Here is a 13,690-nt window from a genome sequence, read left to right as displayed (position 1 = left end):
AATATCATCCCTATTGTACCTTTCTATAATAGTAATTTAATTATACCAATTCTATTTTACCTGTCAATACTATTCTTCCTCTAAAATGTCTATAGGATTTACATATGTGAAAGTAAAACTAGTGCCTTCTTCTACTATTTCAAAGTTAAACCCTCTTGTTTCTTCCAAAATTTCAGCAATATTATATTTTCCCACAAATAAAAAACTTATTCTATCCTCAAATTCTTCAATTTTTATATGTATTTTATCTTTGCAAAATTCTTCTCTTTCCATATAATAATCAAATACTTTTCCCAACAAATTCACTATATCATCCTCATTATCTACCATTCTCAAAGTGCAATCTATATATTTTTTTATATCTAATTCTACAATGCAATCAATATCGCTAAACTCCCTAACCATCTTATCTAAAAGTATACTTACTTTCAATAAAGATATGCTATAGGCCTTACTCATATTTTTATTTAATTCCATGATTCCCTTTATATATTCATTTGCCTCATTTATTTTCCCAAGCTGTATATATCCATAAAGAATTTGAAAATAATTCATAAAATCATGACGTTGAGCCCTAAAATTGTCACTCATATATTTGACATATTTTGTCTGTCTCATTTTCCTTCCTCCCCTACTTTTATTCAAACAAACAAAAAAGCTTACCTTGCGGTAAGCCACTTTATATCTATGCTAGTTCTTCAACTGGATAAATACTAACTTGTTTCTTATCTTTACCTTTTCTTTCAAATTTAACTACACCATCTACTTTTGCATATAGTGTATCGTCGCTACCTCTACCTACGTTTGTACCTGGATGAATTTTAGTTCCTCTTTGACGAACTATAATGTTTCCAGCTAAAACATATTGGCCATCTCCTCTTTTAACACCTAATCTCTTTGCTTGACTATCACGGCCATTTCTTGAACTACCTACTCCTTTTTTGTGAGCAAATAATTGTAAATTCAATTTTATCATTTCATTACACCTCCCCATATTTGAGAGTAATATATTGAGGATAGCTATCAATCAAAGCTTTTATTCCAACTTCCATAGTTTTCAATACTATATTAGCAGAATATAATTTTTCACTTTGAAGAGTTTTCGGAATAGCTACACTCATCTTTCCCTTTTCATCATCTATAAAATAGTCTATATCTTCTTCGTCAATTTTACAAACTTCATTTAAAGCAATTAAAGTAGTTTGTGTAAGCATAGATACAGCTGCACAAACTATATCACTTCCACTAGTTGAATAACCAGCATGACCTTCTACAACATACTTGAAAATATTTTCATTTAAATCTCTGTAAATCTTTACATTGATCATTTCAATTATCCTAAAATATTTTCAATTTTAACTTTTGTATATGGTTGACGATGGCCTTGTCTCTTTCTATAATCTTTCTTTGACTTGTACTTAAATACTACAACTTTTCTTGCTTTGCCTTGTTCTAAAACTGTTGCTTCTACTTTTGCTCCTTCAACATAAGGCTTGCCAACTTCAGCATTATCTTCTTTTGAAATGAAAAGTACTTTATCAAAATTAATCTTTTCCCCTTCATTTACATTTAACTTCTCAACAAATATAGTATCTCCTTCTTGTACCCTATACTGTTTTCCGCCTGTTTCAATTACAGCATACATTTCTATTGCACCTCCCCTATCCAGTCTCGCCAATGTCAGGTGACTATGCTTCAAAACCCACATTGAGCGGCTACTTACAAAGTAGTATTCTATCAAAAAATTTCATTTTTGTCAACATCCATAATCAAGTATTTTCCCTCTTCCTTGACAATGGGTACAAGTTTGTATAAAATCCCAAGATAATCTATTTCTAACTTTTTTTCTAGTCATCTCCACAAGCCCTAATTTAGTTATACCCACAATAGTAGCTTTAGTTCTATCCTTAAGCAACTCTTCTTCTAATTTCTTTAGAACTATTTTTGCATTAACTTCTTCTTGCATATCTATAAAATCAATTATAATTATACCGCCTATATCTCTAAGCCTCAATTGTCTAGCTATTTCTTCTGCTGCTTCTAAATTAGTTTTAACCACAGTTTTTTCTAAACTTAAATTACCTATATAATGACCCGTATTTACATCAATAGCCGTCAAAGCTTCTGCTTCATCTATAACTATATATCCTCCACTTTTCAATGTAACTTCTCTTTTAAAAGCATTTTTTAACTCTTTCTCAATATTAAAGGATTTAAAAATATCTTCTCCAGATCTCAATTCTATATTGTCTTCCAATTCAGGAGATATATGTTTAAGAGAAGATACGATACTATCATATTTTTCTTTATCATTTATAATCAATCTATCAGAAGAATTTATAAATACATCTCTAACAATTCTGTGCACCATGTCCATTTCTCTATAAATAAGCTTTGGACAAGGTGAAAAATTTTTTTCTCTTTCTATTTTTTTGAACAATTCTATTGAAATATTCATATCCTCTTCTATTTGCTCTTTTTCAACATCTCTAGATATAGTTCTCAAAATAATTCCCATATTATCTCTTTGAATTTCTCTTCCTATATTCAAAAGTCTTTCTACATCATTCATATCTTTTATTTTTCTAGAAACTTTTATCTTATTTGAATAAGGAGTAAGAACTGTATACCTACCTGGTATAGTAATATGTGTCGTAACTTTAGGGCCCTTTGTACCAATAGATTCCTTGATTACTTGTACTATTATCTCTTCTCCACTCTTTACAACATCATTAATAGACACATCTCTTTGATTTCTCATATCTTTAGGAAGTGCATCTTTTAAATACAAATAAGCATTTTTTTCAAGTCCTATGTCTACAAAAGCAGCTTCCATTCCTGGCAATACATTTACTACTCTTCCTCTATAAATATTTCCCAAAGTCTTTTCTTCACTTTTTTCTATATAGTATTCAACCAATTTATCATCTTGTTTTATAGCTATGCGATTTACATTTTCCTTTACATCTACAAGTATTAGGCTCATATTATCTCTCCTAAACTATAATGGACTTTCTATCTTGTTGTCTCTTTCACTATATAGCTCAATCCTATGAATTTTGACAGTATCATATACTATTTTTATATCTGTATAATTTTCTAAAGCTTTTAAAAAATCTATAGGTTTTAAATTCCCACTATCTCCTGTTTTCAATAAAATTTCTATCTCAACTTTGTCATCTTCTAAATTTTTGAAATTTAAATTTCCTATCTGTTCTCTGATATTCTCCTCTTTTTCATATATTCTACCTTTTTTTCGTTTCTCTTTTTTCACGATTATTTCATCTAAAGACAAAAATTTCTCTATTTCACTTTGTACTTCTTCGAAATTGAGCGTATTTTCCAACTTGAAAGATATATTGTAAAATCCCCAAGAAATAATCGAGGAAATAGATGAACTTCCATCTACATAGTTTCCCTTTACAATCCTCATATTATCTGGCAATGCCCTATTCATCCTATCCATAAATTTTTCTACTGGCATTTTTTCTTCTAATTCTATATCCATATATTCTCCTTCACTTGATATGCCCAAAGAAAGAGCTGAGCCTATAGAAAATTTAGGATGTGGGTTAAATCCTTCTGAATACCTTATAGGAATATCAGCTATTCTAAATGCCCTTTGAAAAAGTCTCATCGTATCTAAGTGGGAAATATATTTTAAATAATTTTCTTTTGTAAATTTAACTCTTAAAATCAATTGCATACACCACCTGTAAAACTTTTATTTATACCACATCCTGTACAACCAAGTCTACAATCTCTTGTCAATTCCCCATTTAGTGCTTTTTTATATTCATTTAATAAATAATCTTTTGATACTCCTGGATCAATGAAATCCCATGGAAATACTTCATCAAAACTTCTCTCCCTTATGGCATAAAAATCTGGATCGATACCAGTTTCTTTAAAAGCTTCCATCCATTTTTCAAAATCAAACAATTCTGACCAGCCATCAAATTTACAGCCCTTTTCCCAAGCACTAACTAGTACCTTTGAAAGTCTTCTATCTCCCCTTGCTAGCACTGCTTCTAAAAAGCTCAAATCAGGATCATGATAATTATACACAACTTTTTTGTCCCTAATAGAATCTTTTAATATATTTATTTTCCTATTGAATTCATCTATAGTATTCTGTCCAACCCACTGAAAGGGCGTAAAAGGCTTTGGAACAAAGCAAGATGTACTGACAGTCACACTAAAATTTCCTCTTCTCTTATCCTTTGGTATGCTAAAAAATATATCCTTTACTTTATATCCCAATTCCTTTATTCCAAGAATATCCTCATCAGTCTCTGTGGGTAATCCAATCATAAAATATAATTTTACCCTTGACCAGCCCTCATTAAAAGCGTAAGTAACAGTCCTTTCCAAATCTTCTTCTGTAACTCCCTTGTTGATAACATCTCTAAGTCTTTGACTGCCTGCTTCTGGTGCAAAAGTAAGCCCTGTTTTCCTCACCTTTTCTATTTCTTGAATAACTTCTTGTGTAAAACTATCTAATCTCAAAGATGGAAGAGATATACCTATCTTTTTGTCATTGTATTTACTCATGAGTTGTCTAATAAGAATTTCTAATTCAGAATAATCACAGGAACTCAATGAAATAAGAGATATTTCTTCATATCCTGTAGATTCTACCAATTTTTGTGAATGTTCTATCAATGTATCTATATTTCTCTCCCTTACAGGTCTATAAATCATACCAGCCTGACAAAACCTACATCCTCTAGTACAACCTCTAAATATTTCTAAAGCTATTCTACTGTGTACAGTTTCTATATAAGGGACTAGCATTTTTTCAGGATAATAAGAGCTATCTAAATCTTTCATAATTCTCTTTTTTACTTTTTGTGGTACACCTTGAATATTGGGCTCTATAGATTTTATTGTAAAATCATCATTGTATTCGACACTAAAGAATTTAGGAATATATACACCTTCGATACTACTAATTCTCTTTAAAAACTCATCCCTATCTAAACCTGATTTTTTCCAATCTTTATATTCATCAAGTATCTCAAGAGTAACTTCCTCTCCTTCTCCTATAACAAATATATCTACTATATCTGCTAGTGGCTCTGGATTGTACACACAAGGTCCTCCAGCCATAACAAAAGGATCTAAATCTCCTCTATCCTTTGAAAATATAGGAATATCCCCCAAATGAAGCATATTTACAATATTTGTATAACTCATTTCATATTGCAAAGTAAAACCAACAAAATCAAAGTTTTTTATTGGCTCCTTATTTTCCAATGAAAATAAAGGTATTCCTTCTTTTTTCATTTCTTTTTCCATATCAATCCATGGAGCAAAAACTCTTTCACAGCAATAATCTTCCCTTTCATTCAAAAGATTATATAGAATGTGAAGACCTAAATGAGACATTCCTACATCATATACATCTGGAAATGCAAAGACGAACTTTACATTCATGTTGCTTAAATCTTTTTTTATCATATTTTGTTCCATACCTATATATCTTGCTGGTTTTTCAACTCTATTTAGTACTCTTTCTAGTTTTTCTAAATCAATCATATAATCACCTTTCATAATTTTTCTGTAAGTATTATATTAACACTTTTTATGTTTTTTTAATAGTCTTTTAATATAATTGTTTAAAAAAAAGCAGCAAAGCTGCTTTTCAATTTAATCTTACAACATCAATTGGATTTATAGGACTTCCATCCTTCCATATTTCAAAATGTAGATATCTATTTCCCTCACTAAAATCTCCCAAAGAACCAATCTTTTCACCTTTAGAAACAGTACATCCAGCAGATACCTCTACTTTATCTAAATGTCCATAGACTGCTTCATAATCATCATATTTGATTGTGACATAATATCCTCTACTATTTTTATTTTCTATACTCTTAACAACGCCATCACCAATAGATAAAATGTCGCTACTATTTTCCGGTATGATATCTATTCCCTTGTTATATTTACCTTTAGAGTTTTTCAATTCTCCAAAAGGTTTGTAAACTTTCCCCTCAACAGGTGGCACGACTTCATCTTTGTCCTCATCAAATTTAAATACCGAAATTATTTTCTCTGGTAATTTCAGCACTACTTTTGATTTTTTCAATATCTTTTTACCATCCTCTTTAAAACTAAATTCATAATTTATATTTTCATTTACAATCCTTATGACATTGTTCGTAAATTTAGTATTTATCTTTTTCATAAGTATTAAGATAATTAAAATAACAATAGCAGCAATCAACTTATTTAATTGCTTTTTATAAAAGTGCTTATCTTTATAAAATTTTTTATAGTTTACACGTTTCCTTGCACTACTTTTTTTCCGCATAATATCACCCACCTAATATCTACTAATATGATATTTATAATAGGTGGGTTTTATTCTCATTAATATTCATTATTAATTATATTAAATTTCTTATTTTTCAACTCAAATTTATCTTTCAAATCAGGCGAAATATAAGTTTTACCATCTTTAGCTATAAAAATTGCATCAACATTTTCAAGTTTTTTAATCAATTCAGTGCCCTTCTCTCTTCCTAGTATGAAAAGAGATGTGGAAAGGGCATCTCCATCTATTGAATTCTTAGTCACAACACTTACTGCAGACAATCCACTTTCTGCTGGATAGCCTGTTTTTGGATCAATGATATGATGATATCTTTTACCATTCACTTCAAAGTATCTTTCATAATCTCCTGATGTAACTATAGAACTGTCAACCACACTCATGATACCAATATAATTTCCTCTAAATTCAAAAGGATTTTGAATTCCTATCTTCCAATACTTGTCCTTAGGTTTTTCTCCATAAGCATAAACATTGCCTCCCAAATCTATTATTGCACTATTTACGCCTTTTTGTTTCAAAATCTTTTTGACTTCATCCGCAGCATACCCTTTAACTATTCCTCCCAAATCTATTATCATTCCTTCTTCTTTTAATAAAACATTGTTGTCATCTAACAATTCCAGTTTTCTATAATCTACTTTGTTCATAGCCTCAACTATTTTTTCTTTTTCTGGAATTGAATGAACTTCATTTTCCCCTTCTTCTTTGATATTCCAAAGTTCCACCAGTGGACCTATAGTAGGATCATAGGCTCCATCAGTCAATTCAGCAAATTCTATCGATTTTTTTAGAACATAATATACATCTTTATGAACTTTAACTGGGTTCTTACCTGCATTTTGATTTATTTTACTTACATCGCTATCTGATATAGTCTTACTCATTCTATTTTCAATTTCTCTCAATCTATCAAATACTTCTTCAAGTATTTTTTCATCTTTGCTATCATATATTTTTATTGTCATGACTGTATTCATCATGAATTCAGTTTTAGATATTGGCTCACCCACAGTTTGCCTTTCACATCCCGTAACTACTATGCATAGACAAATAAGTACAACCAAAGCAAAAACTATCTTAAATTCGTATTTCATATTCATCCCTTTCTTCCTAGAAATTCAAAAACCCTAACATATGTTAGGGTTTTCTACTATAATCTAATTTATACTATTTCGCATTCTCTAATGCTTTTGTTGCTAAACTTATGACATTATCTCTAGTATGAGTTGCCCCTGATATTGCATCTAGATTTAAATTTTCTACTCCGTTGTTGTCAATAATTTGTTTTTCAAGTGCTGCAGCTGTATCTAGTGATGGCAAATAAGCATAATTTTCCATTGATTTAATATCTCCAGTTTTTATTTGTGTTGGTTCTGTCTTTGGATTTCCATCATCACCTATAACAGGTTTGTTTTCTTCATCAACTACAACCTTTTGCCCTTCCATATCTTCAACTGCTACTTCTTCATAATTTACTCCTACAATAGTTCCTTCTTTAACAACTATTTTAATTTGAGCTAACCAACCATGAGAAGCCTCATCAGCTTTAGCTTCATATACCCCATCTTTAAATACAGGTTCATATGTTTCACCTTTTCTAGCTTTTTCTAACAAAGCATTTACAACTTCTTTAAAACTTGCTTTTGTGTGAGTAGCTCCTGATACTGCATCGTAGTCAATACTGTCAACATCTTTCTTTTCCATAAATTGTTCATTTAAATTTTTAATAACTTCTATTCCTTCTTGGTAATTATAGTTTGATTCATTCTTTTCTTCGCCAGTTTCTGCAAAATATTCGTTGTAATCGAATGAAATAATTTCTCCATTTTTAACTTCTAAAGTTGCCATTGGATAATTTCCATGCTCACTAACTGGCATCTTAACTAAGTACTTTCCATCTTTCAAACTACTTGTTGCAGTTTCTCCACTACCTTCTTTTACTGGAACCTTAGCTTCTTTTTCAGAACAACCTGAAAATACAGCTAAAGATAAAACTAAAACCAAAGCCAATGCTAAATATTTCTTCTTCATTTGTCACCCTCCTCAATTTTTGCATAACAACATTTAATTATCGAAGTTAGACTAAAATAGTATACTATGATACATATTATACAAAGTTAGACCAATAAAGTCAACATTGTTTTGGTTTTAGTATTTAAATAAATAATTTAGAAACTTTATTTTATATTTTTTTCTTTTACTTTTACTATTGGTATATTAGCAACTAAAGCAGGTATAGGAGCATCATCGCTTTCCCTTTTCGTTCGAGTAAGCTTTATATCAAAGCCTTCTTCATCTATTACCATATATTCAGATACAACCCTAGTTATATCACTTTTGAGCATTTCAATAAACTTAGGAGAAATATCTGCTCTATCATTGATAAGTACTAATTTTAATCTTTCTTTTGCTACTGTTTTACTATTTGTATTGTTCTTAGAAAAAATTTTTAACAGATCCAAGGAAATTCCCCCTTTTATTTACCAAACAAAATTTTCATTATCCTAGAAAATTTTCCTTCTTCAGAATCAAAATTTAGAAGTTCTACTTCCTCCCCCAATATCCTTCTACAAATATTTTGGTATGCTTTCCCAGACATAGCTTTTTCATCAGTTACAACGGGTTCACCTTTATTTGTAGAAATAACTATGGCTTCATCATCAGGAACAACACCTAATAAATCTATAGCCAATATATCTATCATATCGTCTATATTCATCATATCACCTTTTTTAACCATATCTGGTCTAATTCTATTTATGATGAGCTTCGGATTATGTAAGCCTTTTGCTTCTAAAAGGCCTATAACTCTATCTGCATCCCTCACTGCTGAAATTTCAGGTGTTGTAACAATTACAGCTTCATCAGCTCCAACAATTGCATTTTGAAAGCCTTGCTCTATACCAGCAGGAGAATCGATTAAGACAAAATCAAATTCCTCCCTCAACTCATGAGTAAGTTCCAACATCTGTTCAGGTTTTACAGCATTTTTATCTTTTGTCTGTGCTGCAGGCAATAAATATAAACTATCATAGCGCTTGTCCTTAATGAGCCCTTGTTTCAATCGACAATTCTTTTCAACTACATCTACTAAGTCATAAACTATTCTATTTTCCAATCCCATAACTACATCCAAATTCCTCAATCCAATGTCTGCATCTAAAACTACAACCTTGTTCCCAAGCATTGCAAGTCCAGTTCCAATATTAGCTGTAGTAGTAGTTTTACCAACTCCCCCTTTACCTGAAGTTATGACTATCACTTTTCCCATATTTTTCCTGCCTCCTCTTCAATTTATTTTTTCGGTAAATATGTTTCAATGATTACTTCTTCACCTTCTATTTTAGCTATTTCTGGCCATTTAGATTCTTCTGCATTTTCTTCATCTGGACATCTAGCAATAAAGTTTGCAATTCTAAGTTGAGTGGGTTGAAGATGAAATGCAGCAACAATAGCTTCTTTATTCCCATTACTTCCAGCATGAGCTATACCTCTCAATGTTCCTAATACCACGATATTTCCCCAAGCTTCAACTACTGAACCAGGATTTAAATCTCCAAATATAACTACATTCCCTTTATAGCTGATGAACTGACCAGATCTTAATGTAGTTTTTACAAATTTTGTCATTCCTTCCCCTATTCCCTTAAAAATTTCTACTTCTTCTTTTACTTCTTCTTTTACCCCTTCTGCAATTTTTATTTTATATTTATCTTTTATTATTCTTCTCAATTCATTTTCTTCATCTTCTGAAAGCTTTCTACCTTTAAAATCAATTATTTGCCCCCCCTCAAAAAATGATATGGAATTTTTTAATTTTTTATCCAGTTCCTTTTTTATTGAATTGAAATTTCCATCTTTTATATAGATATATAAACCATCTTGAGTTCCTTTGAACACTACTAGATCTTGATTCATTTTATTACCTCCAGAAAACTTTCATTGTTTATATTCTTCATATTATCTTTAATTCCTTCTTTTTATTGAAAAAAAACTGAACTGGAAGGTATTCTACCTAGCCAATTCAGTTGTAAAGGGCAATTTTTCTTTTACTTCTTCTTTATTTAACCCAAGGTATTCAGCTATTACATCTCTAGCAATAGGTCCTGCATATCCTCCACTTCCACCTTGGAACAACACTACAGCAACTGCAATTTCAGGATCTTCATAAGGTGCAAAAGCAACAAACCACGCAAAATCGTCGTAGAAAGCACCTGTAGCAGGGTTTCTTCCGCTCTTTTGTGCTGTACCAGTTTTGGCAGCTACTGATATTGGAAAACCTGAAAAAGTACTTCTAGCAGTACCTTCTGTGACAACTTTTCTCATTCCCAATTTTAAATGTTCCAAATTTTCATAGTTATTTAATTGTATTCTCTCTTTATTTCTCTCTCCTTTATATACAGTTTTTGTATTGTCATAGTTTTTGATACTATCCACTAAACTTACATTGTGCTTATATCCTCCATTAGCTAATATGGCTATATAATTTGCCATTTGTATTGGAGTATAAGCATTTTGTCCTTGACCTATAGAAATATTCAAAGTATCTGCTACACTCCATCCAGCTTGATTTAAATAAGAATATTTTATCTTATCAACAAGTCCCTCACTTTCTCCATCTAGTTTTTTTTCAGGATCTATTCCCATCTTGTCCAATCGTCTAAATACTTCTCCCCTTGTAAGAGGTTCTTCATATTCCAGCCAACTGATTATTTCCTCTATATCTTTTTTAATTTCAGAATCCGATAAGGATACATCAGATTTCAAGTATTTTTTAAAATTTTGGTTTAGATATCTTTTCAAAGTAGCCTTTGCATTTGCAACCTTTCTTTCCGGATCTGGAACTCCACCATGAGCCTCACTAGGTATATCTATTTCTATTCCAGTTTTATCATTCATACCAAATTCTTTAGCCAATCGTACAATATCCTCAATATCTACTTTCATACCTAGTCCCTCTCCAGTTCGAGGATTTTTTCCAAGAGTCAATGAATAAAAATAATAGTTACAAGAATCTTTAAGTGCATCATAAAGATTTTCTGCCCCATGAGTTCCCCTATGACTGTTCCAAATCCAACAACCAAATCTCTTAGTCCCGATATCTACGTAACCCATATCTCTTATGGTCTTTGTAGGGCTAAAACCATTTTCAAGAGCCGCCAAACCCGTTATCATTTTAAATGTAGAACCAGGTTGAATAGCAGTCTGTGTAGCAATATTGTAAAGTGGTCTTGGAGCCAGTGGATCTTCATCATTTTCTGGAAAAAGGCTAGCCCAATCAGCACTAGAAATACCTGTTGCAAATAAATTTGGATCATAAGAAGGATAGCTTGACATAGCCAATACTTCTCCTGTCTTTACATCAATTGCAACTACTGCTCCAGATGTTGCGTTTACATAAGGCCTTCCTTCCTTTTTATTTGTCCCAAATTTATAATTCCCCCATTTGCTCTCATATACACCACCAACTCGAATTTGTTCAAGACCATATTTTAGAGACTCATCAGCTACTTTCTGAAGATCAGAATCTATAGTCAAATATAAATTGTTTCCTGGTATAGCTTTTTTTTCATCTAAAACATTGATAGTATTTCCAAGAACATCTACTTCAACTTTCTTTATCCCATCCTTGCCCTTGAGTTTATCTTCAAATTTTTCTTCAACTCCTGTCTTACCAATTAAATCATTTGGTGAATACTTCTTTTCATCAATATATTTTTTAATTTCATTTGGTTGAGATATCTTCCCTATATAACCTAGTATATGAGCTGCAGTGGTCCCCATTGGATAATATCTTACTGGTTCAATTGAAACACTTACACCAGGAAGATCCATGCCACCTTCTTCAATTTTAGCTACTGTTGTATCTTTTATACCATAGGCAATATTTATTGGCTTATAAGCCATATATCCTTGCTTACTCAATTGTTCATATATAAGTAACATAGACCTTATCTCATACTTACTCAATTTGTCACTTATCTTAAAATTATCTCTTAAAAAATTAAATGCTTTATCAACATCATAATCTTCAGGTATTTTAAATCTTTTATACCAATCTTTTTTATTGTTAATTGATACATATTCTAAATTTGATACAGATATCTTAGGATTTATGCCATTTTCTAAGAGTATTTCCTGAGCAGTGCCTTTTATAGATTTGTCAGTAATCATAGCATTTATAGCCTTTGTCTTTTTACCTTGTTCTATAAGATAATTTATTGGAGTAAGCTCTTTAGATCGTGACTTATCTGAATATTTATAAACTACTCTTTTGTTTTCTTCGTCAATTTCAAAAGTTACTGGACACTTCTCTCCACTTTCTTCAATTTTTCTAATGAGCACTTCTCCAGGTACAACTCTTTTTTTTACATTTCCTTTTTCATCTGTTTCTTCAACCACTACTTCCAACAATTCCTTTATATTTGTCTCAAGTACAATATTCACAAAATCATCTTCGCCACTAGAATTCATAGTGATTCCGCTATAATTTCTCATAAGATTTCTTTTTTGCTCAATATATTCATCTTCATAAGTAAGAGAATATGGAACCATTTCTATATTATTTATAAAACCTCTGCTTCTTAAAAAATTGTAAGTTAATTCTCTAGAAATAGGGTGATCTATTATCTTTCTTACAATGCTTTTGTCATTATCTATAAGTCTTAAAAGTGCATCTTTAGGTTCTATATTGGGAGGCAAGTTGTTTTCTAACTTCCATTTATCTATATCTTTAGTTTCATCAAAAGATAGCAACACATTTTCCCCATTGAAATCAGTCAATATAGGCACCTCTAAACCTTTATTCTGAAGAGCATGAATTGCTTTATTTACAGTCAAATATTGAAAATGTCCCTCATTATCCCTAACATAATAGGTATCTAATATTTCTTTCAGCAAATTGTTTTCAACTATAATATCTATAATCATATCTTCAGGATCAGACAAATCTCCTGAATATTCATTTTCATCTATATATTTAAATTTATTTAATTCAATAGGAAATTCATCAATATAATCTACGCCATCTTCTTCAAGTAGTCTAACCAAATTTAAAATCACTTCATTTTTCTTTTTTTTATCCGTTATATTTAACTCATCCTTAAGAATTTGAACAGTAAAGCTAGGCTTATTCCCAGCAAGCAATCTCCCATACCTATCTCTAATCTCACCACGTGGAGCAGTTGTGGCAATTTCCTTAACCCTTTTGTTGTCGGACATCTCCCTATATTTATCTCCTTCAACTATAGTCAAAGTTGCCAATCTAAACAAAAGAACTACCAACATAGCTGATATAACTATCATGATTATATTGTATCTATCCTTTAATTTCTCCAAAAATTTCAA

14 protein-coding genes are annotated in these 13,690 nt (G+C 30.9%); all 14 read right to left on the bottom strand.

All coding sequences use genetic code 11. The features are described from left to right. Positions 1–69: 69 nt before the first annotated feature. The 14 genes from ACFWUA_RS09105 to ACFWUA_RS09040 all read right to left on the bottom strand — a co-directional run bounded on the left by ACFWUA_RS09105 (position 70) and on the right by ACFWUA_RS09040 (position 13,690). Positions 70–618 (bottom strand): Spo0B domain-containing protein, encoded by a 549-nt coding sequence (locus ACFWUA_RS09105; RefSeq protein WP_416197708.1) that lies wholly within the window; start codon positions 616–618, stop codon positions 70–72. Positions 619–685: 67 nt separating this feature from the next. Further along, the gene (gene rpmA, locus ACFWUA_RS09100; RefSeq protein ID WP_416197707.1) at positions 686–976 is read right to left on the bottom strand and encodes a 50S ribosomal protein L27; all 291 of its coding nucleotides are present in this window, start codon (positions 974–976) and stop codon (positions 686–688) included. 4 nt (positions 977–980) lie between these two features. Beyond that, positions 981–1,328 carry a ribosomal-processing cysteine protease Prp gene (locus ACFWUA_RS09095; RefSeq protein WP_416197706.1) on the bottom strand — a complete coding sequence of 116 codons (348 nt, stop codon included), beginning with the start codon at positions 1,326–1,328 and terminating at the stop codon, positions 981–983. A 5-nt stretch (positions 1,329–1,333) separates the two neighbouring features. Next, complete coding sequence (gene rplU, locus ACFWUA_RS09090) at positions 1,334–1,645, bottom strand: 50S ribosomal protein L21 (RefSeq protein ID WP_416197705.1); 312 nt, start codon at positions 1,643–1,645, stop codon at positions 1,334–1,336. A 111-nt stretch (positions 1,646–1,756) separates the two neighbouring features. Further along, on the bottom strand, positions 1,757–2,986 hold the full coding sequence (locus ACFWUA_RS09085) for an Rne/Rng family ribonuclease (RefSeq protein WP_416197704.1): 1,230 nt from the start codon (positions 2,984–2,986) through the stop codon (positions 1,757–1,759). Between the two features lie 15 nt (positions 2,987–3,001). Further along, the gene (locus tag ACFWUA_RS09080) at positions 3,002–3,700 is read right to left on the bottom strand and encodes a TIGR03936 family radical SAM-associated protein (protein WP_416197703.1); all 699 of its coding nucleotides are present in this window, start codon (positions 3,698–3,700) and stop codon (positions 3,002–3,004) included. Continuing rightward, on the bottom strand, positions 3,697–5,541 hold the full coding sequence (locus ACFWUA_RS09075) for a TIGR03960 family B12-binding radical SAM protein (RefSeq protein ID WP_416197702.1): 1,845 nt from the start codon (positions 5,539–5,541) through the stop codon (positions 3,697–3,699). The genes ACFWUA_RS09080 and ACFWUA_RS09075 overlap by 4 nt, the downstream gene beginning before the upstream one ends. Before the next feature lie 106 nt (positions 5,542–5,647). Continuing rightward, positions 5,648–6,319, bottom strand: coding sequence for a murein hydrolase activator EnvC family protein (locus tag ACFWUA_RS09070; RefSeq protein WP_416197701.1), 672 nt, complete (start codon positions 6,317–6,319; stop codon positions 5,648–5,650). Between the two features lie 59 nt (positions 6,320–6,378). Then, entirely contained in the window at positions 6,379–7,443 is a 1,065-nt protein-coding gene (locus ACFWUA_RS09065; RefSeq protein WP_416197700.1) for an FAD:protein FMN transferase, read from the bottom strand. Positions 7,444–7,510: 67 nt separating this feature from the next. Then, positions 7,511–8,374 (bottom strand): hypothetical protein, encoded by an 864-nt coding sequence (locus ACFWUA_RS09060; protein WP_416197699.1) that lies wholly within the window; start codon positions 8,372–8,374, stop codon positions 7,511–7,513. A 146-nt stretch (positions 8,375–8,520) separates the two neighbouring features. Further along, positions 8,521–8,805: a cell division topological specificity factor MinE gene (minE, locus tag ACFWUA_RS09055; protein WP_416197698.1), complete on the bottom strand. Its 285-nt coding sequence runs from the start codon at positions 8,803–8,805 to the stop codon at positions 8,521–8,523. 14 nt (positions 8,806–8,819) lie between these two features. Next, positions 8,820–9,614, bottom strand: a complete 795-nt coding sequence (minD, locus tag ACFWUA_RS09050; protein WP_416197697.1) for a septum site-determining protein MinD — start codon at positions 9,612–9,614, stop codon at positions 8,820–8,822. A 23-nt stretch (positions 9,615–9,637) separates the two neighbouring features. Then, positions 9,638–10,261 (bottom strand): septum site-determining protein MinC, encoded by a 624-nt coding sequence (minC, locus tag ACFWUA_RS09045; RefSeq protein WP_416197696.1) that lies wholly within the window; start codon positions 10,259–10,261, stop codon positions 9,638–9,640. 93 nt (positions 10,262–10,354) lie between these two features. Then, positions 10,355–13,690 carry a penicillin-binding transpeptidase domain-containing protein gene (locus ACFWUA_RS09040; protein WP_416197695.1) on the bottom strand — a complete coding sequence of 1,112 codons (3,336 nt, stop codon included), beginning with the start codon at positions 13,688–13,690 and terminating at the stop codon, positions 10,355–10,357.

This window comes from Sporanaerobacter sp. (genome assembly GCF_047830725.1).
GTDB lineage: Bacteria > Bacillota > Clostridia > Tissierellales > Sporanaerobacteraceae > Sporanaerobacter.
This window is presented reverse-complemented; position numbering and strand designations above follow the sequence as displayed.

Bases quoted from the DNA above. Each gene is read 5' to 3' on its own strand.
- minD (WP_416197697.1), bottom strand. From the start codon at position 9,614: ATGGGAAAAGTGATAGTCATAACTTCAGGTAAAGGGGGAGTTGGTAAA.
- minC (WP_416197696.1), bottom strand. From the start codon at position 10,261: ATGAATCAAGATCTAGTAGTGTTCAAAGGAACTCAAGATGGTTTATAT.
- ACFWUA_RS09105 (WP_416197708.1), bottom strand. From the start codon at position 618: ATGAGACAGACAAAATATGTCAAATATATGAGTGACAATTTTAGGGCT.
- ACFWUA_RS09075 (WP_416197702.1), bottom strand. From the start codon at position 5,541: ATGATTGATTTAGAAAAACTAGAAAGAGTACTAAATAGAGTTGAAAAA.
- ACFWUA_RS09095 (WP_416197706.1), bottom strand. From the start codon at position 1,328: ATGATCAATGTAAAGATTTACAGAGATTTAAATGAAAATATTTTCAAG.
- ACFWUA_RS09065 (WP_416197700.1), bottom strand. From the start codon at position 7,443: ATGAATATGAAATACGAATTTAAGATAGTTTTTGCTTTGGTTGTACTT.
- ACFWUA_RS09060 (WP_416197699.1), bottom strand. From the start codon at position 8,374: ATGAAGAAGAAATATTTAGCATTGGCTTTGGTTTTAGTTTTATCTTTA.
- ACFWUA_RS09085 (WP_416197704.1), bottom strand. From the start codon at position 2,986: ATGAGCCTAATACTTGTAGATGTAAAGGAAAATGTAAATCGCATAGCT.
- ACFWUA_RS09070 (WP_416197701.1), bottom strand. From the start codon at position 6,319: ATGCGGAAAAAAAGTAGTGCAAGGAAACGTGTAAACTATAAAAAATTT.
- rpmA (WP_416197707.1), bottom strand. From the start codon at position 976: ATGATAAAATTGAATTTACAATTATTTGCTCACAAAAAAGGAGTAGGT.
- rplU (WP_416197705.1), bottom strand. From the start codon at position 1,645: ATGTATGCTGTAATTGAAACAGGCGGAAAACAGTATAGGGTACAAGAA.